Origin of the sequence: Listeria sp. LM90SB2 (assembly GCF_028867355.1) — a bacterium.
Taxonomy (GTDB): domain Bacteria; phylum Bacillota; class Bacilli; order Lactobacillales; family Listeriaceae; genus Listeria; species Listeria monocytogenes_B.
Genome location: NZ_CP046449.1, coordinates 1,591,112 through 1,617,893, shown reverse-complemented (window position 1 = coordinate 1,617,893; position 26,782 = coordinate 1,591,112). Strand labels below are relative to the sequence as shown.

Annotated in this window: 21 protein-coding genes and 1 other annotated feature; of the genes, 20 read left to right on the top strand and 1 reads right to left on the bottom strand. The window is 38.6% G+C overall.

Going from position 1 to position 26,782, the window contains the following annotated elements; genetic code table 11:
- Positions 1-14: 14 nt before the first annotated feature.
- Positions 15-1,112: a M24 family metallopeptidase gene (locus GL301_RS08005; protein WP_003727380.1), complete on the bottom strand. Its 1,098-nt coding sequence runs from the start codon at positions 1,110-1,112 to the stop codon at positions 15-17.
- 164 nt (positions 1,113-1,276) lie between these two features.
- Between GL301_RS08005 and GL301_RS08000 the strand changes: the two genes are divergently transcribed.
- From GL301_RS08000 to yihA, 20 genes are all read left to right on the top strand, one after another.
- Positions 1,277-1,963, top strand: a complete 687-nt coding sequence (locus tag GL301_RS08000) for a metal-dependent hydrolase (RefSeq protein ID WP_003725990.1) — start codon at positions 1,277-1,279, stop codon at positions 1,961-1,963.
- A 25-nt stretch (positions 1,964-1,988) separates the two neighbouring features.
- The gene (gene ytoI, locus GL301_RS07995) at positions 1,989-3,302 is read left to right on the top strand and encodes a CBS-HotDog domain-containing transcription factor YtoI (RefSeq protein WP_003727381.1); all 1,314 of its coding nucleotides are present in this window, start codon (positions 1,989-1,991) and stop codon (positions 3,300-3,302) included.
- A 20-nt stretch (positions 3,303-3,322) separates the two neighbouring features.
- The gene (locus tag GL301_RS07990; protein ID WP_010958912.1) at positions 3,323-4,258 is read left to right on the top strand and encodes a DHH family phosphoesterase; all 936 of its coding nucleotides are present in this window, start codon (positions 3,323-3,325) and stop codon (positions 4,256-4,258) included.
- A 121-nt stretch (positions 4,259-4,379) separates the two neighbouring features.
- Positions 4,380-7,706 carry a DNA polymerase III subunit alpha gene (dnaE, locus tag GL301_RS07985; protein WP_003726610.1) on the top strand — a complete coding sequence of 1,109 codons (3,327 nt, stop codon included), beginning with the start codon at positions 4,380-4,382 and terminating at the stop codon, positions 7,704-7,706.
- Positions 7,707-7,923: 217 nt separating this feature from the next.
- The gene (accD, locus tag GL301_RS07980) at positions 7,924-8,808 is read left to right on the top strand and encodes an acetyl-CoA carboxylase, carboxyltransferase subunit beta (protein ID WP_003727383.1); all 885 of its coding nucleotides are present in this window, start codon (positions 7,924-7,926) and stop codon (positions 8,806-8,808) included.
- Positions 8,798-9,754 (top strand): acetyl-CoA carboxylase carboxyltransferase subunit alpha, encoded by a 957-nt coding sequence (locus tag GL301_RS07975; RefSeq protein ID WP_003726608.1) that lies wholly within the window; start codon positions 8,798-8,800, stop codon positions 9,752-9,754. Before accD ends, GL301_RS07975 begins: the two co-directional genes overlap by 11 nt.
- A 284-nt stretch (positions 9,755-10,038) precedes the next feature.
- Positions 10,039-10,998 (top strand): 6-phosphofructokinase, encoded by a 960-nt coding sequence (gene pfkA / locus GL301_RS07970; RefSeq protein ID WP_003723299.1) that lies wholly within the window; start codon positions 10,039-10,041, stop codon positions 10,996-10,998.
- Between the two features lie 282 nt (positions 10,999-11,280).
- On the top strand, positions 11,281-13,038 hold the full coding sequence (gene pyk, locus GL301_RS07965) for a pyruvate kinase (RefSeq protein ID WP_003727384.1): 1,758 nt from the start codon (positions 11,281-11,283) through the stop codon (positions 13,036-13,038).
- 118 nt (positions 13,039-13,156) lie between these two features.
- On the top strand, positions 13,157-13,534 hold the full coding sequence (locus GL301_RS07960) for an FxsA family protein (protein ID WP_003725695.1): 378 nt from the start codon (positions 13,157-13,159) through the stop codon (positions 13,532-13,534).
- A 156-nt stretch (positions 13,535-13,690) separates the two neighbouring features.
- Entirely contained in the window at positions 13,691-14,152 is a 462-nt protein-coding gene (locus tag GL301_RS07955; RefSeq protein WP_003725694.1) for a DUF441 domain-containing protein, read from the top strand.
- A gap of 36 nt (positions 14,153-14,188) precedes the next feature.
- A complete protein-coding gene (citZ, locus tag GL301_RS07950; protein ID WP_003725693.1) occupies positions 14,189-15,310 on the top strand; it encodes a citrate synthase in 1,122 nt (373 codons plus the stop codon).
- Positions 15,311-15,329: 19 nt separating this feature from the next.
- On the top strand, positions 15,330-16,592 hold the full coding sequence (gene icd / locus GL301_RS07945) for an NADP-dependent isocitrate dehydrogenase (protein WP_003725692.1): 1,263 nt from the start codon (positions 15,330-15,332) through the stop codon (positions 16,590-16,592).
- Between the two features lie 164 nt (positions 16,593-16,756).
- Entirely contained in the window at positions 16,757-19,384 is a 2,628-nt protein-coding gene (gene polA / locus GL301_RS07940) for a DNA polymerase I (protein WP_031290858.1), read from the top strand.
- A 23-nt stretch (positions 19,385-19,407) separates the two neighbouring features.
- Positions 19,408-20,229 (top strand): DNA-formamidopyrimidine glycosylase, encoded by an 822-nt coding sequence (mutM, locus tag GL301_RS07935; protein WP_003731156.1) that lies wholly within the window; start codon positions 19,408-19,410, stop codon positions 20,227-20,229.
- Between the two features lie 16 nt (positions 20,230-20,245).
- Complete coding sequence (gene coaE / locus GL301_RS07930; protein WP_003725689.1) at positions 20,246-20,848, top strand: dephospho-CoA kinase; 603 nt, start codon at positions 20,246-20,248, stop codon at positions 20,846-20,848.
- Positions 20,849-20,925: 77 nt separating this feature from the next.
- On the top strand, positions 20,926-21,390 hold the full coding sequence (nrdR, locus tag GL301_RS07925) for a transcriptional regulator NrdR (RefSeq protein ID WP_003723246.1): 465 nt from the start codon (positions 20,926-20,928) through the stop codon (positions 21,388-21,390).
- 5 nt (positions 21,391-21,395) lie between these two features.
- Positions 21,396-22,772: a replication initiation and membrane attachment family protein gene (locus GL301_RS07920; RefSeq protein WP_003741050.1), complete on the top strand. Its 1,377-nt coding sequence runs from the start codon at positions 21,396-21,398 to the stop codon at positions 22,770-22,772.
- Between the two features lie 9 nt (positions 22,773-22,781).
- On the top strand, positions 22,782-23,705 hold the full coding sequence (gene dnaI / locus GL301_RS07915; RefSeq protein ID WP_003725687.1) for a primosomal protein DnaI: 924 nt from the start codon (positions 22,782-22,784) through the stop codon (positions 23,703-23,705).
- A gap of 50 nt (positions 23,706-23,755) precedes the next feature.
- Positions 23,756-23,986: a binding site (T-box leader), on the top strand.
- A gap of 68 nt (positions 23,987-24,054) precedes the next feature.
- Positions 24,055-25,977 (top strand): threonine--tRNA ligase, encoded by a 1,923-nt coding sequence (gene thrS, locus GL301_RS07910; RefSeq protein WP_003725686.1) that lies wholly within the window; start codon positions 24,055-24,057, stop codon positions 25,975-25,977.
- Positions 25,978-26,084: 107 nt separating this feature from the next.
- The gene (gene yihA / locus GL301_RS07905; RefSeq protein WP_003723242.1) at positions 26,085-26,669 is read left to right on the top strand and encodes a ribosome biogenesis GTP-binding protein YihA/YsxC; all 585 of its coding nucleotides are present in this window, start codon (positions 26,085-26,087) and stop codon (positions 26,667-26,669) included.
- The last annotated feature ends 113 nt before the right edge of the window (positions 26,670-26,782 follow it).

Below are 26,782 nucleotides of genomic sequence, written 5' to 3'. Positions count from 1 at the left end.
GTTCGCTTTTCTTGTTAGTCGATTACTTGTAAAGTTTTTGGGAATTCCGTTAATACTTGCACGCCGTCTTTTGTGACAACGAGGTCATCTTCTATACGAACGCCGGCAACACCGGGAACATAAATACCTGGTTCAATCGTAAATACCATATTTTCTTGCAGTTCCATATTGTTCGTTTCTGTAATCGAAGGGAATTCATGGACACTCGCGCCAAGACCGTGACCAAGACGATGTGGGAAATAATCACCGTAACCTGCTTCACGAATAATATTTCTAGCAGTTAAATCAATTTCGCTTGCTTTTACGCCGGCTTTTACTTTTTCGACAGCGGCAATTTGCGCTTCTAAAACAGTGTCGTAAATCTTTTTCTGTTCATCGGAAATATCTCCAAAAGCTACTGTGCGTGTAATATCAGAGCAATAGCCTTTATGGACAACGCCTAAATCAAATAAAACTAAATCGCCTTTTTTGATTTTTGTTTCGCCTGGAGTACCATGTGGCAGGGCACCGTTTTTACCAGTAAGGACCATTGTATCGAAAGACATGGCAGTTACGCCTTTTTTCTTCATTTCGTATTCGATTTTCGCCACGATTTCTGCTTCTGTTTTACCTTCTGCGATTTCGTTTACACCAACTTGTACGGCGTAATCGGCTAATAAGGCTGCTTCTTTTAATATTTTTAGTTCGGCTTCGGTTTTAATCAGACGAATTTGCTCAATTTTGTGTTCAATCGGAATGAAAGAGCTGCCGGAGAATAATCCACCTAATTGTTCGTAGCGATCTACGCTCATATGTTTTTTCTCAATAGCAAATTTGCTTGGATTTGCAACGCGTTTTTTGATTTCGTCTGCAATGATGGTGAAAGGGTTCTCGGTATCGTTATATCCGTATGCAGGGTGTGTCCAGTCACCGCCGCGCACATCTTCTACTTCAAGAGCGGGCGTAAATAAAAACGGTTCACTATCTGGGAAAACTGCTAAGCCAAGCACGCGCTCATGAGGCTCACTATGATAACCCGAGAAATAAGCGATGTTCTCTGGATCTGTTAAAAATGCCACCTCAGCACCTTGGTCTTTTAGCCAATTTTGTAAGACATCGATATTTTTTTCCATAATTGTACCTTCTTTCCAATTGATTTCTATTTCATGATAACATGCGAAGGAATTATTTTGCTAATAAACACCTCTTAGTTTACGAGGTGTTATATAGTAGTTTATAATAAATAGTGGTACAATAATACACATAGAATAATGAATCAGGAAGGAAGTTTTTTAACATGAAGATTTCATTTCATGGTCAGTCTTGTATTAAAATAATTACTGGGGATACAACTATTCTCGTGGATCCATTTATTTCTGGTAATGAGAAATGTGATTTAAAAGCGGAAGAGCAGATGCCTGACTTTATCGTTCTGTCGCATGGACATGATGATCATGTCGGTGATACAGTTGAAATTGCTAAGAATTCTGGAGCAACCGTTATCTGTAATGCGGATTTGGCTTCTTTTTTAGCAGTAGAGGATGGGCTTGAAAATATCGCTCCAATGCATATTGGCGGGAAAAGACAGTTTAGTTTTGGCCAAGTGAAGTTGACGCAAGCTTTTCACGGATCGCAGACGGTTCGAGATGGTCGCATTGTTAACCTTGGTTTCCCAACTGGGATTGTATTTACGATAGAAGATAAAAATATTTATTTTGCAGGGGACACTGGTTTGTTTTCTGATATGAAATTAATTGGTGAATTAAATCCGCTAGACGTTGCTTTCTTGCCGATTGGGGATAATTTTACCATGGGACCAGAAGATGCGGCGATTGCGGCACGGTTTTTACAAGCGAAATTAGTTGTTCCAATGCATTACAATACGTTTCCTTTGATTGCGCAAGATCCGCACAAATTTGTTGCATCGCTTGATGAGGGGATAACTGGAAAAGTACTTGAAATTGGGGAAGGTATCGAAATCTAACAAAATAGGAATGGGTGAACGTGTCGTGGCCACAAAACATGAACAGATTTTAAAATACATTGAAAATCTTGCAGTTGGAGAAAAAATATCTGTACGAAAAATCGCGAAAAACTTGTCTGTAAGCGAGGGAACTGCTTATCGGGCTATTAAAGATGCAGAAATCATTGGGTTTGTTTCTACTATTAAACGAGTGGGAACACTTCGAATTGAACGGAAGCAAAAAGATAGTATCGAAAAATTAACTTTTGCTGAGATTGTGAATATGATCGATGGGCAAGTGCTAGGCGGTCGTGCGGGGCTTTATAAATCGCTTAATAAGTTTGTTATTGGGGCGATGACAGTGGAAGCGATGGAACGCTATACCGATGCAGGAAACTTATTAATTGTCGGAAATAGAGTGAGCGCCCATGAACTTGCTTTGAAACGTGGCGCCGCGGTACTGATTACTGGTGGGTTTGATACGGACGACGAAGTGAAACGGTTGGCGGATGAGAAAGAACTGCCCATTTTATCGACTTCGTATGATACGTTTACAGTTGCAACGATGATTAACCGCGCGATTTATGACCAATTAATTAAAAAAGAAGTAGTATTTGTGGAGGATATTTTGACCCCATTAGAAACAACTGCATTTTTATCTACGTCTGATAAAGTGGAAGATTGGCATAAAATGGAAGAAGCGACAGGTCATAGTCGATTTCCTGTAGTTAACCGAGCGATGCGACTGACTGGGATGGTTACAAGTAAGGATATTCTAGAAAAAAATCCAAGTATTTCAATTGAACGAGTAATGACGAAAAATCCGTTAACTGTGGGACCAAAAATGAGTGTAGCCTCGGTGGCGCACATGATGATTTGGGAGAGTATCGAAGTAATTCCAGTCGTTAAAGATGACTTAACATTAATCGGGATTGTTAGCAGACAGGATATTCTAAAATCTATGCAAATGATTCAAAAACAACCGCAAGTCGGTGAAACAATTGATGATACGATTGCGAATCAGCTTTCTGAAAAAGCAGATACTGGAGAAGAGGCAGATTATGAATTTAAAGTTAGCCCGCAAATGACTAATTCACTCGGAACATTATCGTATGGTGTATTTACACAAGTGGTTTGTGACGTCGTACAGCAAAAACTATTTTCTATGAAAAAACGGAATGTAGCGATTGAAAATGTAACGATGTATTTCCTAAAACCTGTTCAAATGGACGCGACAATTATTATTAAACCGCGAATTTTGGAGATGGGGCGTAAGGCCGGTAAGCTTGATGTAGAGCTTTACTTAGAAGGAATTTTGACCGGAAAAGCTATTGTCGCTTGTCAAATGATGGAACGTTAAAAAGAAATAGAGGCGAAACAATGAAAAGTGAGATTTTACAACAAATAAAACAATATGAAACGATTATTTTGCATAGACATGTACGGCCTGACCCAGATGCATACGGATCGCAAATGGGGCTTGCGGAAATTATCCGGGCTAGCTTTCCTGAGAAAAAAGTCTATTCAGTTGGAAATGATGAAAAGTCGCTCCAATTTCTTGGTATAGTGGACGAAATAACGGATGAAATTTATAAAGATGCGCTTGTGATTGTGTGTGACACCGCGAACCAAGAACGGATTTCAGACGGGCGTTTTAACCTTGGTAAAGCACTTATAAAAATTGACCACCATCCAAATGATGATGCGTATGGTGATTTACTTTGGGTGGACACGACGGCTTCTTCTTGTAGTGAAATGATTGTCGCTTTTTGGGAAATGTTTTCGGATGAGTTAATTTTGAATGAAACTGCTGCAAGACTCCTTTATGCGGGAATTGTTGGTGATACTGGGCGCTTCTTGTATCCAAGCACAACGGAAGAGACGTTACGTTTATCTGCGCATTTAGTGACATTTCCATTTGATCGTCCGGCGCTTTACCGAGAATTATATGAATTACCGAAAAATACGGTAAAACTTTCTGGATATATTTTGCAAAACTTTGTCATGGATGAAAATGGCGCTGCAACCGTTTATTTAAGTGATACGCTTTTAAACGAGTTTGAAGTTGATCCGCGCGACGCTTCCGCACTTGTTTCGTGTATCGAAAATGTGAAAGGTATCAAGGCATGGATTATGTTCATTCAAGAAGGTCCTGTTTTTAGAGCTCGTTTACGTTCTAAAGGTCCAGTTATTAATGAATTAGCCAAAGAGTATGGCGGCGGCGGACATCCGCTTGCTTCTGGTGCGACACTTCATAATGAAGAAGAAATAAAGGAAATGACGGCAAAATTGCAACGCATTTGTGCCGATAAATAATTAGGAAATAAAGTCGGATTAATTATCTGGCTTTATTTTTATATAAAAACACGAACACACTTTCTTTTTTTTAGCTTAACCGATATAATGGAAAAAGAGAGTTTTGAAAGGAGAGAGGATAGTGGGGTTTGTTCATTTACAAGTTGCGAGCGCTTATGATTTGCTTTCAAGTACAGCATCGATTGATAAGCTAATCGCTAAAGCAAAAGAATACCATTATCCAGCCTTAGCAATTACGGATAAAAATGTACTTTACGGAGTAGTCGAGTTTTATCAAAAGTGTTTAGCGGCGGATATAAAACCAATTATCGGGATGACGGTGACAATTCAAGGTTACTTAAATCCAATTAATTCATATGAGTTGATATTAATTGCGGAATCAACCGCTGGATATCACGAGTTATTAAAAATCGCGAGTGCTATTCAAACGCGCGAAGAAGGCCCCGAATTGCCACAAAGCTGGTTACGCGCTTATAGCAGTAACTTGATTGCGATTTCACCTGGTGCCAAAGGAGAAATCGAACGTCTTCTGATGGAGGAGAATCGCGAGGGAGCACTGGAAGTTTATGCAAATTTAGTCGAAATTTTTGGTAAAGAATCTGTTTATTTATCTGCCCAAAAAGAAAATCCACGTCTTTTCACAAAAATAGAAACTTTTTCTGCAGAAGAAAATGTACCGGTTGTTGCGACGAAAAATGTACAATATATAGAACCAAAAGATGCGCAAGCAAAAGAAGTTTTAACGGCCATTCGTGATAATCGAACGGTCGATTGGACAACGTTACCACTTGCTGGACCAAATTATTTTACCTCACAAGAAGACATGGAACGTGATTGGCAAACGGAGTTCGAAAAACGGGCATGCTTAGAAACTGGTGAACTTGCAGATCGTTGTCATGTCGAAATTGCTTTGGATCAGCATTTATTACCTAGATTTCCATTAAATGAAGGACAAAATGCATCAGATGTTTTGCGTCAAACAGCCTTTGCAGGATTAAAAGAACGAAATTTATTAGGTGTGGAATATCAGGAGCGTTTAGAATATGAATTAAAAGTCATTACGGAAATGGGTTTTGCAGATTACTTTCTAATCGTTTGGGATGTTATTCGTTATTCACGCGAGGCGGGAATTTTAACAGGTCCAGGTCGGGGCTCTGCGGCGGGGTCGCTTGTTTCCTATGCACTCAGAATTACGGATGTAGACCCAATTCGTTACAATTTGCTATTTGAACGATTTTTAAACCCAGAACGTATCACGATGCCCGATATTGATTTGGATTTTCCAGATAATCGCCGGGATGAAGTGATTTCGTATGTGGTATCTAAATACGGAGAAGCGCATGTGGCGCAAATCGGCACGTTTGGAACACTAGCGGCAAAAGCGGCGATTCGCGATACTGCGAGGAGTTTTGGGCTAAATTCTGTACTATTATCTGAATGGTCTAAGTTGATTCCAAGTCAGTTAGGTATTACGTTACAAAAAGCACTACAAGAAAGTCCGCGTTTAGAAAACCATATTAAAAGCTCTAAAGAAAATGAAATGATTTGGGAAGTTGCTTGTCAACTGGAAGGCTTGCCACGTCATATTTCAACGCACGCAGCGGGAATAGTTATTAGTGACAAGCCACTCGTAGAACAAGTCGCGCTACAATTAGGTAGCGGAGATGCACGTTTGACCCAGTTTGCTATGGGAGAATTAGAGAAAATCGGCTTACTTAAAATGGACTTTTTAGGACTTAGAAATCTTAGTTTACTTGATCGTGTTTTGAAATCAGTCAATTATACTAGAGAAACTCCGTTAACATTAGCAGATATTTCCTTAGAAGATAAAAAAACATTGAAACTATTCCAAACAGGTGACACGACAGGGGTATTCCAATTTGAATCGGACGGGATTCGACGCGTGCTCCGAAAATTAAAACCAACTTCTTTTGAAGATGTCGTGGCGGTAGATGCGCTTTATCGTCCGGGTCCAATGGAACAAATTGATACATTTATCGCTAGAAAACACGGAAAAGAAAAAATTCAATATCCTCATCCAGATTTAGCGCCTATTTTGGAAGTGACATACGGCGTTATCGTTTATCAAGAGCAAATTATTCAAGTAGCGAACCAAATGGCTGGATTTTCGCTTGGAGAAGCAGATTTATTAAGACGAGCGGTCAGCAAGAAAAAAGCAGATGTCCTAAACGAAGAGCGAATTCACTTTGTGGAAGGTGCTAAGAGTAGAGGTTATTCAGATGCTAGCGCTAACCAAGTGTATGATATGATTGTTCAATTCGCGAATTACGGTTTCAACCGAAGTCACGCAGCAGCATATTCAAAAATCGCTTTTCAATTAGCTTATTTAAAAGCACATTTTCCAGCTGCATTTATGTCGTCGCTTCTTAGCTCTGTTTTTGGCAATGACGACAAAATTTCCCAGTACATTACCGAAGCAAAAAACTACGGAATTAGCATGTTAGCGCCAAGCATCAACCATAGTAATTACTACTTCCAAGTGGAGAATGAATCATCTATCCGCTATAGTTTCCGTGTTATTCGTAAAGTGCCAACGAAATTCATTTTAGAAATTATTAACGAACGAAAAAAAGCACCTTTCCGAGATTTCTTTGATTTTTGTGAAAGAATGCCACATAAAATGCTCTCAGAAACCGTTTTAGAAGCACTTGTATTTTCTGGGTGTTTTGACGAATTTGGCGAGGATCGAGCAACGATTTTGGCAACCATTGATGCAGTGCTACAATATATTTCGCTACTCGGTGAAGATTCGAAAGGAATGAATCTTTTCGCGGAAGATGATGACTTTTTGAAAAAGATGAAACCACGCTACCGGAAAACCGCGCCCATTTCGATTGATGAAAAGCTGGAGAAAGAAAAATTATACACGGGTCAATACGTTTCAGCGCATCCAGTATCGTACTACCAAAATAAATTACAAAATCTTGCTATTACAAGACTTGCAAATCTTTCTTCCGGCAAAAACTATCAAGTAGCTGCTTATGTACATGAAGTCAAATCAATTAGAACAAAAAAGGGCGAAACGATGTGCTTTTTAACAATTAGTGATGATTCAAAAGAACTGAGCGCCGTCATGTTCCCGGAAAGTTATCGTAAATTCGCGAGCTTTGCACAAAAAGGGGAGATTCTCTTTTTGCAAGTCAAAGCAGACACAAGGAACGGAGAGCTACAGTTAATTATCAATAAAGCAGAAGATTTAAAAGAAATAAAAGCCCCCGTACGATTGTTCCTAAAATTAACGGAACCACAGCAAATGGAACAAATTAAGCCAGTTTTAACGCGTTATAAAGGCGACAGTAAGGTCATTGTGCATCAAGCAATAACGAAACAAACTGCTGAGCTGAAAAATATTCAAGTAACGCCATCAAATGAGCTGCAAGAAGCGTTAGAAGAGCTACTCGGTAAAGAGAATGTAGTCATTAAGTAATCTTAGACTTTCTATATTTATAGAAAGTATGTTATAGTTTAACGTGGAAAACAATATTGCGCAGTCTGTCCAGTTGTAATTCGGATAGACTGGCATTTTGTCTTCTTGTGGGAAAATGCGGTTGATTTATGTTTCATGTCTTTATTCATTTTTTATTTTTACAACATTAAAAATCGTTAATAACCACAATAGAAAGCGTAAATGGGGAGGGTTATCCTTGCTAGGAGACTTGTTTACAAAACCAAAAAAGAGAAAATATGCCACAATTCCTTCTGATGGAACGAAAGCAGATGTTCCAGAAGGTATTATGACAAAATGTCCGGAATGTAAAAAAATAATGTATACCAAAGAATTGCAAAAAAATCTTATGGTATGTAATTATTGTGGTTTTCATCATCCAATTGGGGCAAAAGCACGAATCGATATGCTAGTTGATGAAGGCTCTTTTGAAGAAATTGATGCTAGTTTAACGACAGCAAATCCACTTGGTTTTGAAGATTATATGGATCGTATTGAGAAAGATAAGCAAAAATCTGGTTTAAATGAAGCCATTGTTACTGGTCATGCTACAATTGATGGTAATCCGCTTGTTATTGCAGTGATGGATTCTCGTTTTAGAATGGCAAGTATGGGCTCTGTTGTCGGTGAAAAAATCTTTCGTGCCGTGGAAGATGCCGATAAAACAAATAAACCGTTTGTTATTTTCACTGCTTCAGGTGGCGCGCGTATGCAAGAGGGGATGCTTTCGCTTATGCAAATGGCGAAAACCTCTGCTGCATTTAAACGATTTAGCAATCACGGGGGACTGATTATTACGGTAATGACGCACCCAACTACTGGTGGGGTTTCTGCTAGTTTTGCATCCCTTGGAGACTATAACTTTGCAGAACCAGGCGCACTTATTGGCTTTGCTGGACGCCGGGTAATAGAACAAACCGTTCGTGAAGAATTACCAGAAGACTTCCAAACGTCGGAGTTTTTATTAAAGCATGGACAACTAGATGACTGTATTTCACGCCTTGATCTGCAAAATAAATTAAGTTTTATTTTAAGCATTCACGTGAAAACACCTGAAGTAGGAGGTGAAGCGGATGGCGAATGAGATGGAATTTGAGAAACCGATTTTAGAATTAAAAAGTAAGATTGCTGACTTAAAAGAGTACAATGAAACTTCTGATGTGGATTTGACCAATGAAATTGAAAAGCTAGAAAAACGCTTAGCTAAGTTAGAATCAAGCATTTATAGCAATATGACTGCTTGGGATAAATTTCAAGTAGCTCGCCATCCAGAAAGACCTACGACACTTGATTATATTTCACTTTTATTCGAAGACTTCATGGAACTTCACGGGGATCGCGCATTTGGTGACGATGCTGCAATTGTTGGCGGTATCGCAACTTTCCACGGTATCCCAGTGACAGTTATTGGTCACCAACGTGGTAAAGATACAAAAGATAATTTACATCGTAATTTTGGTATGCCTCATCCTGAAGGTTTCCGTAAAGCGCTACGTTTGATGAAACAAGCAGATAAATTTGGCCGACCAATTATTTGCTTCATCGATACGAAAGGTGCTTATCCAGGTCGAGCTGCGGAAGAACGCGGTCAAAGTGAAGCCATTGCTAGAAATCTTTATGAAATGAGCGATATGAAAGTACCAATTATTTCTATTGTAATCGGTGAAGGTGGAAGTGGTGGAGCACTCGCTCTTGGTGTTGGAAATCAAATTTTCATGCTTGAAAATGCAGTTTTCTCTGTTATTTCACCAGAAGGAGCAGCAGCTATTTTATGGAAAGATGCCAGTCAAGCGAAGAAAGCAGCAGAGTCTATGCGGATTACAGCTGGCGATTTATTTGAACTTGGCATTACAGATGGAATTATTCCAGAAGTAAAAGGCGGTGCGCACCGAGATTTAAATGCACAAGCCGAAGAAATTAACAAAACTATCACGAAGTCTTTACATGCACTAATGGCATTTTCTGAAGAACAATTAATAGAACAGCGTTATGAAAAATTCAAGAAAATCGGTGTATACGATACTTTATAAACAATAAAAGAAGCGGCTTTCCTAATTTTAGGAGATCCGCTTCTTTGGTATATGCCAAACGCTAAAAAGAAAGTTTACCCATTCACAAGTATAGACCAATTATGTTTATTTAAGCTATAAAGCCGTTTTTCGTACGAATCGGAATAGACCGATATTTAAAATGGCGATTTGCAAAGCTTCTCGTTTAAAAAAGTGCTCTGTTGAAGCTTTTCATTTGACCTTTTTTCATGTAGAATAAACACATGTGATGAAAAACAATATCATTGTCTGAGGTGGTAAGTAAAATGAAACGAATTGCAATTTTAACAAGTGGAGGAGACGCTCCAGGAATGAATGCAGCCACTCGTGCTGTTGTACGGAAAGCAATCTATGAAGGACTTGAAGTTTACGGTATTAACTATGGCTTTTTAGGGCTAGTCAATGGTGATATTCGTAAACTAGAATTAGGTTCTGTTGGTGATTTACTTCACCGCGGAGGTACATTCCTTTATTCCGCAAGATATCCTGAATTCGCTACAGAAGAAGGACAACTTAAAGGAATTGAACAATTGAAAAAACATCAAATCGATGGCCTTGTGGTTATTGGTGGAGATGGTTCTTATCACGGAGCGGAAGCACTTACAAAACGTGGATTCCCAACTATTGGTATCCCAGGAACTATTGATAATGATATTTCTGGAACTGATTTTACTATTGGTTTTGATACAGCGTTAAACACTGTTCTTGATGCACTTGATAAAATCCGTGATACAGCTACAAGTCATGAACGTACTTTCATTATTGAAGTTATGGGTCGTGACGCTGGTGATATCGCTCTTTGGTCTGGACTTGCTGGTGGTGCTGAAGCTATCATCGTTCCAGAAGAAAGTTTTAATATGGATGATGTCGTGGATCGTTTGAACAAAGGTCGCGAACGTGGTAAAAAACATAGTATTATCGTCGTTGCTGAGGGCGTAATGTCCGGTAATGAATTCGCTAAACAATTAGCTGAATATGGCGATTATCATGCACGTGTAACTGTTCTTGGACACGTTCAACGTGGTGGTAGCCCAACTGCATTTGACCGTGTACTTGCAAGCCGTCTTGGTGCACGTTCAGTAGAATTATTGTTAGAAAACCGCGGAGGATTAGCTGTTGGAATCCGTGAAAATAGAATTGTCGAAAATGACATTAGTGAAATTTTGAAAGAAAAACACACACTTGATCAAAAATTATTTGATCTAGCATCTATTTTGTCGATTTAAAACGGCTGAAGAGCTGGCTGCCATGACAAAGCATGGTAGCCTTTCTTTGTGAAAAATTTTAGTAACGTATTAAAAATAAACTTTGAGGGTAAAGAAATGCAAATCGTTCATTAAGCATGCTGTAACAATCTGGAAAACGTTTTCTTGTTATCGTTACCATGCAGGTTGATTGCAATTTTATTCACAAACTTACTTGTTTTACAAGGTTGTTACTGGTAAAATGTGAAAGATATGTTTATAATAAATACGAATGAATAGCTAAGTTCTAGGAGGAGTAATAACATGAAAAAAACGAAAATTGTTTGTACAATTGGTCCTGCAAGTGAGTCAGTTGACACATTAGTTCAGTTGATCGAAGCAGGAATGAACGTTGCACGTCTTAATTTCTCTCACGGAGATTTTGAAGAGCACGGTGCGCGTATTGTAAATATCCGCGAAGCATCGAAAAAAACTGGTAAACAAGTGGCTATCTTACTTGATACAAAAGGTCCAGAAATCCGTACAAACGACATGGTCGGCGGAAAATTAGAATTCCAAACAGGTGATGTTGTACGTGTTTCTATGACTCCTGTTGAAGGAACAAAAGAAAAATTCTCCGTGACTTACGGCGAACTTTACGATGATGTAGAAATTGGTTCTTCCATTTTACTTGATGACGGCTTAATCGGTCTTGAAGTAATCGAAAAAGACGAAGCTAATCGCGAACTAGTAACAAAAGTACTTAACCCAGGTGTACTTAAAAATAAAAAAGGTGTTAACGTACCAAACGTTTCTATCAACCTACCAGGAATCACAGAAAAAGATGCTGCTGATATCCGCTTTGGTTTAGAACAAGGTATTGATTTTATCGCTGCATCTTTCGTACGTCGTGCTACAGATGTTCTTGAAATCACTAAAATTCTAGAAGAGCACAATGCAACTCACGTACAAATCATTCCTAAAATCGAAAACCAAGAAGGCGTTGATAATATCGACGAAATCTTACAAGTATCTCAAGGCCTAATGGTTGCTCGTGGGGACCTTGGTGTTGAAATTCCAGCTGAAGAAGTTCCGATTGTACAAAAAGAACTTATCAGAAAATGTAATAAACTTGGTAAACCTGTTATTACTGCAACACAAATGCTTGATTCCATGCAACGTAACCCACGTCCAACTCGCGCTGAAGCAAGTGACGTAGCGAATGCGATTTTTGATGGAACAGATGCAATTATGTTGTCCGGTGAAACAGCTGCTGGGGATTATCCAGTAGAAGCAGTTAAAATGATGGCGAAAATCGCTGTTCGTACAGAAGAAGTACTAGTTGCTCAAGATAAATTTGCACTTAAACTTCACGAAAATACGGATATGACAGAAGCTATCGGTCAAGCAGTTGGCCATACTGCGAAAAACCTAAATGTACAAACTATTGTTGCTGCGACTCAAAGTGGTCACACAGCGCGTATGATCTCTAAATACCGTCCTAAATCTCATATCGTTGCTGTAACATTCAACGAGCATGTATACCGCGGTTTAGCACTTTCATGGGGTGTTTATCCTCGCCTAGCTACTCCAGTTAGCAACACAGATGAAATGTTCGACCTTGCAGTGAAAGAATCTCTTGCTTCTGGCGTTGCAAAACAAGGCGACTTAATTATCATCACTGCTGGTGTTCCAGTTACTGAAAGTGGAACAACAAACGTAATGAAAATCCAATTAATTGGTGAAAAAGTTGTTAAAGGCCAAGGTATTGGCAGCAAATCTGTTATCGGTAAAGCAATCGTTGCTAAATCCAATGCAGAAGCACTTGAAAAAGCAGAAGAAGGCGGAATCTTAATCGTTAAAACAACGGATAAAGAAATGCTACCTGCATTCGAGAAAAGTGCAGCAGTTGTTGTGGAAGAAGGCGGCTTGACTAGCCACGCAGCAGTTGTAGGAATCAACCTAGGCATTCCTGTCATCGTTGGCGCTAAAGATGCAACATCTCTTGTAAAAGACGGTGAAATCATTACTGTTGATTCTCGTCAAGGTGTTGTATATAACGGCAAAACAGCAACACATTAATAGTTAACTTTCTAAAAGCGTCCCGCATGCGGGACGCTTTTTTTATGCGCACGCCTGTATTGTTTTTCGATTACGCCAAAATAGGTTATAATAGAGAGTAAGTATTGGAGTTGATTTTATGAGAAAATTTATTCTTTATTGGGCTTTATATGGCTTAATAGAATTGATTATGTACGTTTGGTTATTCCAAGTAATTGGCTTTTGGCCACTTCTTTTTATTCAGGCAGCTTCAAGTGCCTTTGGTGTTTTTATTTTCAAACGGCTTGGTGGCAACCTTTTCCGAAATTTACGAGATGGCCGCACTGTAGCCCCGTATTTGTTGGATAGTCTGTGCTTTTTTATCGCCGGGTTTTTATTAATTATTCCAGGTGTTATAACAACTATACTTGGACTACTCATTTTTATTCCATTTTCCCGCAAACTATTAAAACCAAAATTAACAAAATGGCTTGGAAATCAAAAGAAACATACGCAATATTATTATTTTGATATGTAATTAAAACCTCTATGGGAAAAACTTTCTATAGAGGTTTCATTGAAAAAAGGGCAATTCATTTTCCTTATGGCATTTTAGTATTACTATAAGGTATGTTTATGATATAATAATTGTTATCTCGCTTCCTAGATGCGTGATATTGAAAGGTGACTTAATATGTTTACGGAAAGTATGTTGTTTTTACTTCTTTTTTTACTTCTCGGACTTATAGCAAAAAATAATTCGCTTATCATTGCTGTAGCTGTCGTTATTTTGTTGAAGTTATTTCACGTCGATGGCAAAGCAATGGAAATGATTCAAGCAAAAGGGATAAATTGGGGTGTAACGATTATTACGGTTGCTATCTTAATTCCAATCGCAACTGGTCAAATCGGTTTTAAAGATTTAATTGATTCTTTCAAATCGGCAGCTGGCTGGATTGGCCTTGGTGCAGGAATTGCCGTTTCTATCTTAGCGAAAAAAGGTGTAGGCTATATGGCCGTTGATCCACAAGTGACTGTCTCACTAGTATTCGGGACCATTTTAGCAGTGGTGCTTTTTAGAGGGATTGCTGCTGGACCAGTAATTGCAGCTGGTATTGCGTACATGGCAATGCAGTTAGTTGCATTCATAAAATAAGTACATACGTAAAAAAGGATAAAAGGAGGAAATGAAATGACGTTATCTAAAGGCTTAGAAAATGTATATGTTGCTGAAACTTCCATTAGCTCTATCATTGATGATATGTTAACTTATGTTGGCTATGGTATTGACGATTTAATGGAAAATAACGCTTCTTTTGAAGAAGTGATTTACTTATTATGGCATTTACGTTTGCCGAATAAAGATGAATTTAAAAAATTTAAACGAGAAATCCAAGAAAATATGGCAGTGTCTGAAACAATCATTACGAGCTTAAGAATGCAAAATCACCAAAAATTACATCCGATGAGTGTTTTAAGAACTACAGTTTCTATGCTCGGTGTATTTGATACAGAAGCTGAATTAGACGACGGGGAAGCAGTTTACCGTAAAGGTTTGCGACTTCAAGCAAAAATGCCAACCATTGTTGCCGCTTTTTCCAGAATTCGTCGCGGACTCGATCCAATTCCACCGAGAGAAGATTTAAATATGGCAGCAAATTTCCTATATATGATTACAGGAGAAGAAGCAGATGCATTATCAGTAGAAGCAATGAATAAAGCGCTCGTACTGCACGCTGATCACGAATTTAATGCTTCTACTTTTACAGCGCGAGTTTGTGTGGCAACGCTTTCGGATGTTTATTCCGGCGTAACAGCTGCAATCGGTGCGCTGAAAGGCCCGCTTCATGGTGGTGCCAATGAACGCGTATTTGATATGTTAGAAGAAATTGACCAAGCTGGTGATGTGCGTAATTACATTCAAGAAAAAATTGATACGAAGCAAAAGATTATGGGATTTGGTCACCGTGTTTATCGCGGCGGAGATCCTCGTGCGCAACATTTGCGTGAAATGTCCAGAAAGTTAACTGCTGAAAAAGGCGAAGAGAAATGGTTTGATATTTCGCTGCAAGTAGAAGAATCTGTTTGGGAATTGAAACACTTAAAACCGAATGTCGATTTCTATTCAGCCTCCGTTTATCATGCGCTTGGTATTGACCGCGACTTGTTTACGCTTGTGTTTTCTGTAAGTCGTGTATCTGGTTGGTTAGCACACATTTTCGAGCAATATCGTGATAATCGTCTTATTCGTCCGCGTGCTATTTACGTTGGACCTGAAAATAGAAGTTATTTACCTGTAGAAGAACGAATTTAATCGAGGAGGAACAAACTTTATGAGTCAAAAAATTCAAGTAGAAAACGGTGTGCTCAAAACACCAAACAATCCAGTCATTCCTTTTATTGAAGGGGACGGAACTGGTCCAGACATCTGGGCAGCTGCAAAACGCGTTTTAGATGCCGCAGTAAAAAAAGCTTACAATGGCGAAAAAGAAATTGCTTGGAAAGAAGTACTAGCTGGTGAAAAAGCATTTAAACAAACAGGAGAATGGTTACCACAAGCGACTTTAGATACAATTGATGAATATTTGATTGCTATTAAAGGACCGCTTACTACTCCAATCGGTGGAGGCATTCGTTCGTTAAACGTTGCCCTGCGCCAAGAGTTAGATTTATATGTTTGTTTACGTCCAGTTCGTTATTTCAAAGGCGTTCCTTCACCGGTGAAACGTCCGGAAGACACAGATATGGTCATTTTCCGTGAGAATACAGAAGATATATATGCAGGGATTGAATTTAAAGAAGGCAGCGAAGAATCAAAAAAACTAATCGACTTCTTAAAATCTGAGTTTGGCGTTGACAAAATTCGTTTCCCGGAAACTTCTGGTATTGGTATTAAGCCAATTTCCAAAGAGGGAACAGAGCGTTTAGTGCGTTCGGCGATTGAATATGCAATTAAAGAAGGTCGTAAATCATTAACGCTTGTACACAAAGGGAATATCATGAAGTTCACAGAAGGAGCTTTCAAAAATTGGGGCTATGATTTATGTGAACGCGAATATGGTGATAAAGTATTTACTTGGAATGAGTATGATCGCATTAAAGAAGCTGAAGGAACAGAAGTTGCTGACGCGAAACAAAAAGAAGCGCTTGCTGCTGGGAAAATTTTAGTCAAAGATTCGATTGCGGATATTTTCTTGCAACAAATCTTAACTCGCCCGGCTGAATTTGATGTAGTTGCTACAATGAACTTGAATGGAGATTACATTTCTGATGCACTTGCTGCTCAAGTAGGCGGAATCGGTATTGCTCCAGGAGCAAACATTAACTACTTAACTGGCCATGCAATTTTCGAAGCGACGCATGGTACTGCACCGAAATATGCAGGTCTTGATAAAGTGAATCCTTCATCAGTTATTTTATCTGGGACACTTCTTCTTGAACATATTGGTTGGGGTGAAGCGGCTGCATTAATTAATCAGTCAATGGAAAAAACAATCGCTGCGAAAACCGTAACTTATGATTTTGCTCGATTAATGGATGGTGCGACAGAAGTTAAATGTTCGGAATTTGCAGATGAATTAATAAAAAATTTCTAAAACAATCCATTTTAACTTCTAAAACTAGTCTGTATTTTTATTTTTAACCATAAATATACGTTTTTAAAACAAACCATTTAATCCCATTCGGATAAGTGGTTTGTTTTTATGTTCCTATGGTAAAATAGACACAAGTGAATGACAATATCGAGGAGGATATCCCTGTGAATAAATTAGTATTAATTGATGGAAATAGTATTGCGAATCGCGCCTTTTATGCTTTACCGCTTTTAAATAATGATAAAGGTGTTTACACAAATGCGGTGTATGGTTTCGCAATGATGTTGATGAATGTACTCGAAAAAGAAAAACCTAGCCATGTGCTCGTTGCATTTGATGCTGGAAAAACAACTTTCAGGCATACAACATTTAAAGGTTATAAAGGCGGACGTCAAAAAACCCCAAGTGAGTTATCTGAACAGTTTCCATTCATCCGAGAACTTTTAACGGCGTATGATATCCCGCAATATGAACTTGCCAATTACGAGGCAGATGATATTATCGGAACATTGACGAAAAAAGCAGAAGCAGATGGAATGGAAGTAGCAATCATTACCGGAGACCGGGACTTAACGCAATTAGCTTCTGGAAAAACAACGGTTTATATTACTAAAAAAGGCATAGCCGATATGGAAACCAACACACCAGAAACACTAAAAGAAAAATACAATCTGACTCCTCAACAAATCATTGATATGAAGGGTTTAATGGGTGATTCCTCCGATAATATTCCTGGTATTCCAGGCGTTGGTGAAAAAACTGCCTTAAAACTCTTACATGAATTTGGTGGAACGGTGGAAAGTGTGTTAGAGCATGCCGAGGAAATTTCCGGTAAAAAACTAAAAGAAAAAGTACTGGAAAATAAAGAATTAGCTATTTTAAGTAAAGAGTTAGCTACAATCAATGTGGATTCACCGATTGAATGCACGGTCGAAAGCACGAAATACGACGGCTATCAAACAGAAAAAGTTATCCCTTTATTAAAAGAAATGAATTTTACAACACTTTTGAAAAATATCGAGGGAGATACACCAGAAGAAACGAAAGAACTAAAAGAGTTGTCTTTTGAAATCGTAACAGAATTAAAAGAAAAACATTTTGGTGGGAAAACCGCGCTTTATGTGGAGCTAGAAAACGATAATTACCATACAGCTAATTTCATTGGATTAACAGTACATTCTAGCCAAGGGACGTATTTCTTTACAAAAGAAACAGCCGAAAGTAGTGAGGTATTCCGCAAATGGGTAGAAAGTGATCAAACAAAAGTAGTGTACGATGCGAAGAAAACAATGGTTGCAATGAACCGCATTGGTTTGGCCATTTCTGGTATCACCTTTGATATCATGTTAGCATCTTACTTGCTAAATCCATCTGATTCGATTGATGACTTTACAAGTGTTGCAATACGACATGATTACACAGAAGTAGAAACAGATGAAGCAGTCTACGGAAAAGGTGCTAAACGTAGCACTCCTGAAGAAAGCATTGTTGCGGCACACTTAGCTAGAAAAGCAGTGGCTATTGCTGACTTAGAGAAAAGACTAGTTGATGATTTAGAAGAAAATGAACAACTAGCTTTGATGGAAGACCTTGAGCTACCTCTAACTTTTGTATTAGCAGAAATGGAAATGCAAGGGGTTAGTGTAGATACAGAACGTCTAGAGAATATGAAAGTGGAGCTAGCGGGTAGACTGAAAACATTGGAAGAGTCGATCCATTCTCTAGCCGGCGAAGAATTCAATATTAATTCACCGAAACAACTAGGTGTGATTTTATTTGAAAAGCTTGGTCTCCCAGCTGTCAAGAAAACAAAAACAGGTTATTCAACGGCTGCCGATGTACTGGAAAGTTTATCTGGTAAACACGCGATTATTGATGAAATTTTGTTATATCGTCAACTTGGTAAAATTCAGTCCACTTATATCGAAGGGCTGCTTAAAGTGACAGATAAAGAAACACATAAAGTACACACACGTTTCAACCAAACATTAACGCAAACAGGACGCTTAAGTTCAGTTGATCCGAACTTGCAAAATATCCCTATTCGTTTAGAAGAAGGACGGAAAATTAGACAAGTTTTCGTACCGAGTAAACCAGGTTGGAAAATGTTTTCAGCCGATTATTCTCAAGTAGAGCTGAGAGTCTTAGCACATATTTCGGAAGATGAAAATTTAATTTATGCATTTAAGCACGATTATGATATTCATACGAAAACGGCGATGGACGTGTTTCATGTTGAGCAAGACGAAGTGGATTCATTAATGCGTCGTCAGGCTAAAGCGGTAAACTTTGGTATTGTATATGGAATTAGTGATTATGGGCTTTCGCAAAACCTTGGTATTACGCGTAAAGAAGCAAAAGACTTTATTGATCGTTATTTTGTGAGCTATCCAGCTGTGAAAGAATATATGCAAGATATCGTTCGTTTTGCGAAAGAAAAAGGCTATGTAGAGACCATTTTACATCGTCGTCGGTATATTCCAGAGATTGTCAGTCGTAATTTTAATGTTCGCGGATTTGCAGAAAGAACGGCGATGAACACGCCTATTCAAGGTAGTGCCGCTGATATTATCAAAAAAGCGATGATTCTGATGAGCGAGCGTTTAGTATCTGAAAAATTAGAAGCAAAATTATTACTACAAGTACACGATGAATTAATCTTCGAGGCGCCTGAAGCTGAAATCGCTAAATTAGAAGAAATTGTCCCAGATGTTATGGAAAATGCAGTAGAGCTTTCTGTACCGCTAAAAGTAGATAGCGCATTTGGTGACACTTGGTACGACGCGAAATAAATAGAGAAACGGGGAGTTTATATATGCCAGAAATGCCGGAAGTAGAAAATGTCCGCGCAACTTTACAAGAATTAGTCCCAGGTAAAAAAATAGATCAAGTAATTGTTCGTGTTCCAAAAATGATTGTATCAACACCACCCGATGAGTTTGTGCATATGCTTGTCGGGCAAGAAATAGAGGGTGTACGCCGTCGTGGTAAATTCTTACTTTTTGACTTAACCAACTGTACGATTTTATCGCATTTACGAATGGAAGGTAAATTTCGGTTAATGGATGAAAAGGAAGAGGTTAGCAAGCATACGCATATTATTTTTCATTTTGAAGATCACACGGAATTGCGTTTTTTAGATGTGCGAAAATTTGGCACGATGGAAGTAACAAATAAATACGGTGAGGGTGAAACGCGGTCGATTAAAAAGCTTGGCCCAGAACCGCTGACGCAAGCCTTTACATTAACGGATTTTGCGACTGGTGTAAAAAAAACAAGCCGCGCCATCAAAACGGCTTTACTTGATCAAAAGTTAGTAGCCGGAGTAGGAAATATTTATGCGGATGAAATTTGTTTTGAAGCAAAAGTGCGCCCGGAAAGAGCAGCTAACTCACTTTCAGACAAAGAAATCAAACGTATTTTTGAAGCGACGAAAAGTATTATGACTGAAGCTGTAGCACTTGGTGGCTCCACTGTCAGAACATATGTAAATTCGCAAGGGAAGCTTGGACAATATCAAGATAAATTAAAAGTATACGGCAAAACAGACGAACCGTGTGTTGTTTGTGGAACGCCAATTGAAAAAATTAAATTAAACGGACGCGGGACACATTTTTGCCCGAATTGCCAAAAATAGAAAGCGAGCTGAAATCATGGGGAAAACGATTGGATTAACAGGAAGTGTAGCAACAGGGAAATCAACAGTGAGTAACATGATTCAGCAAGCGGGTATTCCATTAGTAGATGCAGATATTGCTGCTAGAAAAGTAGTGGAGCGTGGCACAGAAGGACTAAAAGAAATCGTTGCTTATTTTGGGGAAGAAATTTTACTTGCAGATGGCACATTAAATCGAGCTAAATTAGGAGAAATTATTTTTAAAGATAAGGAAAAGCGTGAAAAGTTAAATGAAATTACGCATCCACGTGTGAAAGACTATATGTTGGAAGCGCGCGAACGTTTTTTTGAAGCAGGAGAGGAGCTTGTCTTTTTCGATATTCCGCTTTTGTTTGAAAGTCATTTAGAATCGTTGGTGGATAAAATAGTTGTTGTTTGGACCACCCCTGAAACAGAGTTAAAACGCCTGATGGAGCGAAATAATCTAACAAAAGAAGATGCATTAAGAAGAATTGAAAGCCAAATGGGAATCGATGAAAAGGCGAGAAAAGCTGATTTTGTCATCGATAATAATGAATCACTTGAAAAGACACAAAAACAAGTTCTTACATTTATCAAGCGTTTTGTAAAGAACAAATAGCCACCCTTACTTTCACATGGTATAATGAGGCATACAAATAAACAGATAGAGAAAGCTAGAGATAGGAGTGAGTTTTTGTGAGATGTCCTACTTGTCAATATAATGGTACACGTGTTGTAGACTCAAGACCGGCAGATGATGGCAATTCCATCCGAAGACGGCGTGAATGTGAAAAATGCGGATTTCGTTTTACTACTTTTGAAAAGGTAGAAGAGAGTCCTTTAATAGTTGTGAAAAAAGATGGAGCAAGAGAAGAATTCGCTCGTGAAAAAGTGCGACGCGGCTTAATAAGAGCATGTGAAAAACGACCAGTTAGCGCTGAACAAATTGAAGAAATTGTCAATGAGGTAGAACGTGAACTGCGAAATATTGGAGACAGTGAAATCGCGTCTGACTTAATTGGTGAAAAAGTGATGAATAAATTAGCGAATCTCGATGAAGTAGCCTACGTGCGCTTCGCTTCGGTGTATCGCCAATTTAAAGATATTAGTGTGTTTGTCGAAGAGTTAAAAGATTTAATGGAAAAAAATAAAGATAGGTGAGTAAATTGACGGAATTTTGGATGGAGCTTCAAGCGGTAGACAGCTATCAAGTAAAAGCAAGTGGAATCTTGACCGGCGCCGACAGAAAAATTATTACGATGTTATATCAACCGCTAATGGGGGCGGAATGTCTTGCTTTATATCAAACACTGTTCACAGAAGTCGAAGAAAACAGACTTTGGTCAGAAGCGCATTCGCACGTCCAACTTTTAAATATGCTTGATATTAGTTTGAAAGCGTTATTCGAGGCAAGGCTAAAATTAGAAGGCTTAGGTCTTTTAAAGAGTTATGTGAAGACCGAAAACGATCAACGCTTTTATATTTACGAAATCTTGCCACCGTTATCACCAGAAAAGTTTTTTTCGGATGGTCTATTAAATATTTATTTATATAGCAAAATTGGCAATGCGCAGTTTCAACGTTTGCGTCGTTTTTTCGCAGACGAGGCATTTGACACAGCTACATATAGCGAAATCACTCGTTCGTTTCAAGATGTTTTCGAACCGTTTAAAGGTGGTAGTAGTGCAGTTACGACTGAAACTAGTCAAAAGTTACTAGACAAAGTGACGCCAAAAGAAATTGAATTTGATGACGCGAGTTTTGACTTTAATTTGTTTTTGAGCTTGCTTTCACCGGGAATGATTGCTCGCGAAAAGATAACAAAAGAAGTACGCCAAACGATATTAAAACTTCACGGGATTTATCAAGTTTCTGAAAAAGATATGCCGAGTTATTTGTATCGTGCGCTTGATGCAAATGGTGAAATCGACATCGTTTATTTGCGTAAAATCGTTCGTGAAGGCTACACCATCGAACACGGTGCGCCGCCAAAACTGCAAATGAAGCAGGAAACGCCTGTCGATAAAGAACCAGAAGAATCGTTAAATGATGAAGAAGCGCTGCAAGTATATTTAGAGAGCATCACGCCTTTTCAACTTTTGGTAGACATTTCAGACGGGGCAGTTCCCGCTGAAACCGATTTGCGCGTTGTAGAAGAAGTCATGAACCAGCAAAATTTACCAGTTCCTGTGATGAATGTGCTGATTGAGTACGTGTTACTCCGGCTTGACCGGAAGCTTTCTAAAAATTACATGATGACGATTGCTGCTCACTGGAAACGAAAAAATGTAAAAACAGCAAAAGAAGCAATGGATCTAGCGTGGCAAGAGCACGAGAAATACAAACGACTTCAAGAAGAACCAGCCACACCAAAAACGAATAATTACAACCGAAATTATCAAAAAACAACGCGAAAAGAAATTTTGCCGGATTGGTTTGATAAGGAGCAAGTTGCTCCAGCCGAAAATAAAATGACAGATAAAGAAAAACAAACACTCGAAGAACAAGTTCGTGAAATTAAAGAACGACTAAATAAAAGGTAGGTGAAGAAGATGGATAACATCGAAAGAACATTAGGACAGCTTTTTGAAGGCCGCGACTTTGAAAAAGAATACCAAGGTTTAAAACAACAAGTTCTCCATTATCAACCAATTCAAGACTTTTTCAAAGAGCACAAAGAAGAGGTTACCGAGCAATTAGTTAATCAAAATTTGTCTAATTTATATGAATTTATGACGCAACACAAAAAATTCACGGAACAGGAAGAAACTATAATGCCTGGTTATGCACCAAAACTTGTTCTTAATGGGGAATTCATCACTGTCACCTACTATCCGACGAAAGAGAAAATAGAAGAAGATAAACGCCGTGCAGTTGAGCGAAGAATTCGTTCTCTTTATATGCCTAAGCAAGTAGTGGACGCGAACTTAGCGGACTTTTATACCGATGAAGAATCGCGTCAATTAGCGCTTGTGGAAGCATATCAATTTTTAAATAATTATCCTCCGAAAAGTGGGGAACGTGTGAAGGGCTTATTTATTCATGGTAGCTTTGGGACTGGGAAATCCTATTTGTTAGGGGCCCTTGCGAAAGAACTTGCTTTAAAAGGTATTTCAACTACACTTGTTTATTTACCCGAGTTCATGCGCGAAGTGAAACAGTCTATTTCTGACAATACAGTCGGTGAAAAAATTCAATTTGCGAAAGAAACAGAAGTATTGATGCTCGATGATATTGGCGCAGAATCGATGACCGCTTGGACGCGTGATGAAGTGTTGGGTGCGATTTTACAATTCCGGATGCAAGAGGAATTACCAACTTTCTTCTCATCAAATTACAACATGGATCAACTAGAAAATCATTTAATGTTTGCCCAAAATGGTACGGAAGAAAAACTAAAAGCTCGCCGAATCATGGAACGGGTGCGCTATTTGTCGAAAGAGGTTAACTTAGAAGGGAAAAATCGCCGTTTCTAAAAAGTACTTGCAAATATGTTTAATCGGGCTTATAATTTGAAGTAATATAAAACAAAGTGATGAAAAGGACAACCAATTTAACGGAAAATTTTAGAGAGGAAGGGCTAGCTGGGAACCTTCTATTGGAACTTAAATTTGGACCACCTTGGAACTTCTATTAGGAACGTGTTTAACTAGTAATAATAGACGGATCGCTCCGTTATAAGCGACAAGAGTGAAGTAGTTATTTTTAGCTATTTCTGAATCTTGGGTGGAACCACGAGCATAAACTCGTCCCTTGACAACAGGAGGGATGGGTTTTTTATTTTGCCCTCCTAACCACACTAAAAAAAGAAAAGGAGAGATTAGTATGAAAATCACATTTCCAGACGGTGCAGTAAAAGAATTCGAGCCAGGCGTTTCAACAGCAGATATTGCTGCTTCTATCAGCCCAGGGCTAAAAAAGAAAGCACTCGCAGGTAAATTAAACGGGGAGTTACTTGATTTAGTAACACCAATCCACGAAGACGGAGCAATCGAAATCGTAACACCAGACCATGAAGATGCGCTTGGTATTTTGCGTCACAGTACAGCTCATTTAATGGCTCAAGCATTGAAACGCCTTTATCCAGATGTGAAATTTGGTGTTGGCCCAGCGATTGAATCTGGTTTCTATTATGATATTGATACAGAGGCAGTTATTAGCGATGAATCTCTTGTTGAAATTGAAAAAGAAATGCAAAAAATTGTGCGTGAAAATGTTCCAATTGAGCGCGAAGTTGTTTCTCGCGAAGAAGCAATTAAACGTTTCAAAGCAATTGGAGATCAATATAAATTAGAACTTATCGAAGCAATCCCAGAAGATGAAACAGTGACAATTTATACACAAGGTGAATTTTTCGACCTTTGTCGCGGAGTCCATGTTCCTTCTACTGGTAAAATTCAAGTGTTCAAACTACTTAGCGTGGCTGGTGCATACTGGCGTGGCGATAGTAACAACAAAATGCTACAACGCATTTACGGCACAGCTTTCTTCGATAAAAATGGCTTAAAAGAATTTATCCAAATGCAAAAAGAAGCGAAAGAACGTGATCATCGTAAACTAGGTAAAGAACTAGATTTATTTGCAAATAGTATTGAAGTTGGTCAAGGTTTACCACTTTGGTTGCCAAAAGGTGCGACTATCCGACGCGTTATCGAACGATACATTGTGGATAAAGAAGAACGCCTTGGTTACAATCACGTTTACACTCCGATTATGGCTAATGTTGAGCTTTATAAAACAAGCGGCCACTGGGATCATTACCATGAAGACATGTTCCCAACAATGAAAATGGACAACGAAGAACTAGTTTTACGTCCAATGAACTGCCCGCATCACATGATGATTTATAAAAATGATATCCATAGTTACCGTGAACTACCAATCCGTATTGCCGAGCTTGGTATGATGCACCGTTATGAAATGAGTGGGGCGCTTTCAGGACTTCAACGTGTTCGTGGAATGACTTTAAATGATGCACACGTATTTGTTCGCCCTGACCAAATCAAAGATGAGTTCAAACGGGTTGTAGAGCTAATTTTAGAAGTATATAAAGACTTTGATATTAAAGATTACTCCTTCCGCCTAAGCTACCGTGATCCGAAAAATACTGAAAAATATTTTGACGATGATGCTATGTGGGAAAAAGCGCAAGCCATGCTTAAATCCGCCATGGACGAAATGGAAATGGATTACTTTGAAGCAGAAGGTGAAGCTGCATTTTACGGTCCAAAACTAGATGTTCAAGTGAAAACTGCAATAGGAAAAGAAGAAACACTTTCCACTGTACAACTTGACTTCTTACTTCCAGAACGCTTTGACTTAACTTACATTGGCGAAGATGGCGAAAAACATCGTCCAGTTGTCATTCACCGTGGAGTTGTATCGACAATGGAACGTTTTGTCGCATATCTAATCGAAGAATACAAAGGTGCTTTCCCAACTTGGTTAGCTCCAGTACAAATGGAACTTATTCCAGTTAATGCAGATGCACATTTAGATTATGCAAAAGGTGTACAAGATAAATTACAACGCGCTGGACTTCGTGCTGAAGTGGATGATCGTAATGAAAAATTAGGATATAAAATCCGTGAAGCACAAACAAAGAAAATTCCTTATGCCTTAGTATTAGGTGACCAAGAAGTAGAGGCTGGTTCTGTTAACGTTCGTCGTTACGGCTCTAAAGACTCTGAAACAATGGATTTAGATGCATTTATCGCACAAGTTGTTGCTGAAGTAAGCAAATATTAATCACGAAAATACTGTCTCTTAAAGGGGGCAGTATTTTTTCATGGTGCTTTTTTCCTCTTTTTCCGTTATACTAGTAAAAGATAATGAATAGAACAGGATGGAAAATTATGGATGTAAATAATGTAGAACTAATAATAAGCGCTGTTCGACCAGAGCAATATCCCGAGACAGACCTTCCAGAATATGCACTTGCAGGTCGATCAAACGTTGGAAAATCATCTTTTATTAATACGATGATTCGCCGCAAAAGTATGGCAAGAATTTCACAAAAACCAGGAAAAACACAAACACTAAATTTTTATAAAATTGAAGAAGCACTTTTCTTTGTCGATGTACCCGGTTATGGTTTCGCTAAAGTTTCGAAAACAGAACGAGAAAAATGGGGCGTCATGATTGAAACCTATATTACTTCTCGCGAGCAACTTCGTGGTGTTATCCAAATTGTTGATTTACGACATAAGCCAACTGAAGATGACCGAATGATGTATGAATTTCTGAAGTATTACGACATCCCTGTCATCGTCGTAGCAACGAAAGCAGACAAAATCCCACGCAGTAAATGGCAAAAAAATGCTAAAATTGTCCGAGAAACACTTGATTTTGATCCTGATGACAAATTTGTCTTATTTTCCTCTGAAACAAAAATGGGAAAAGACGAAGCATGGCAGTTTATCAAAGAAGGAATGGAATAATAGAAGGAGTTGGAATGAAAAATCCAGCTCTTTTTTCCGTCTAAATACATAAACGGACTATTTGGTGAACACATCGAAAAGTGGTAGAATGTATTAGAGTTCAATTTAATTTT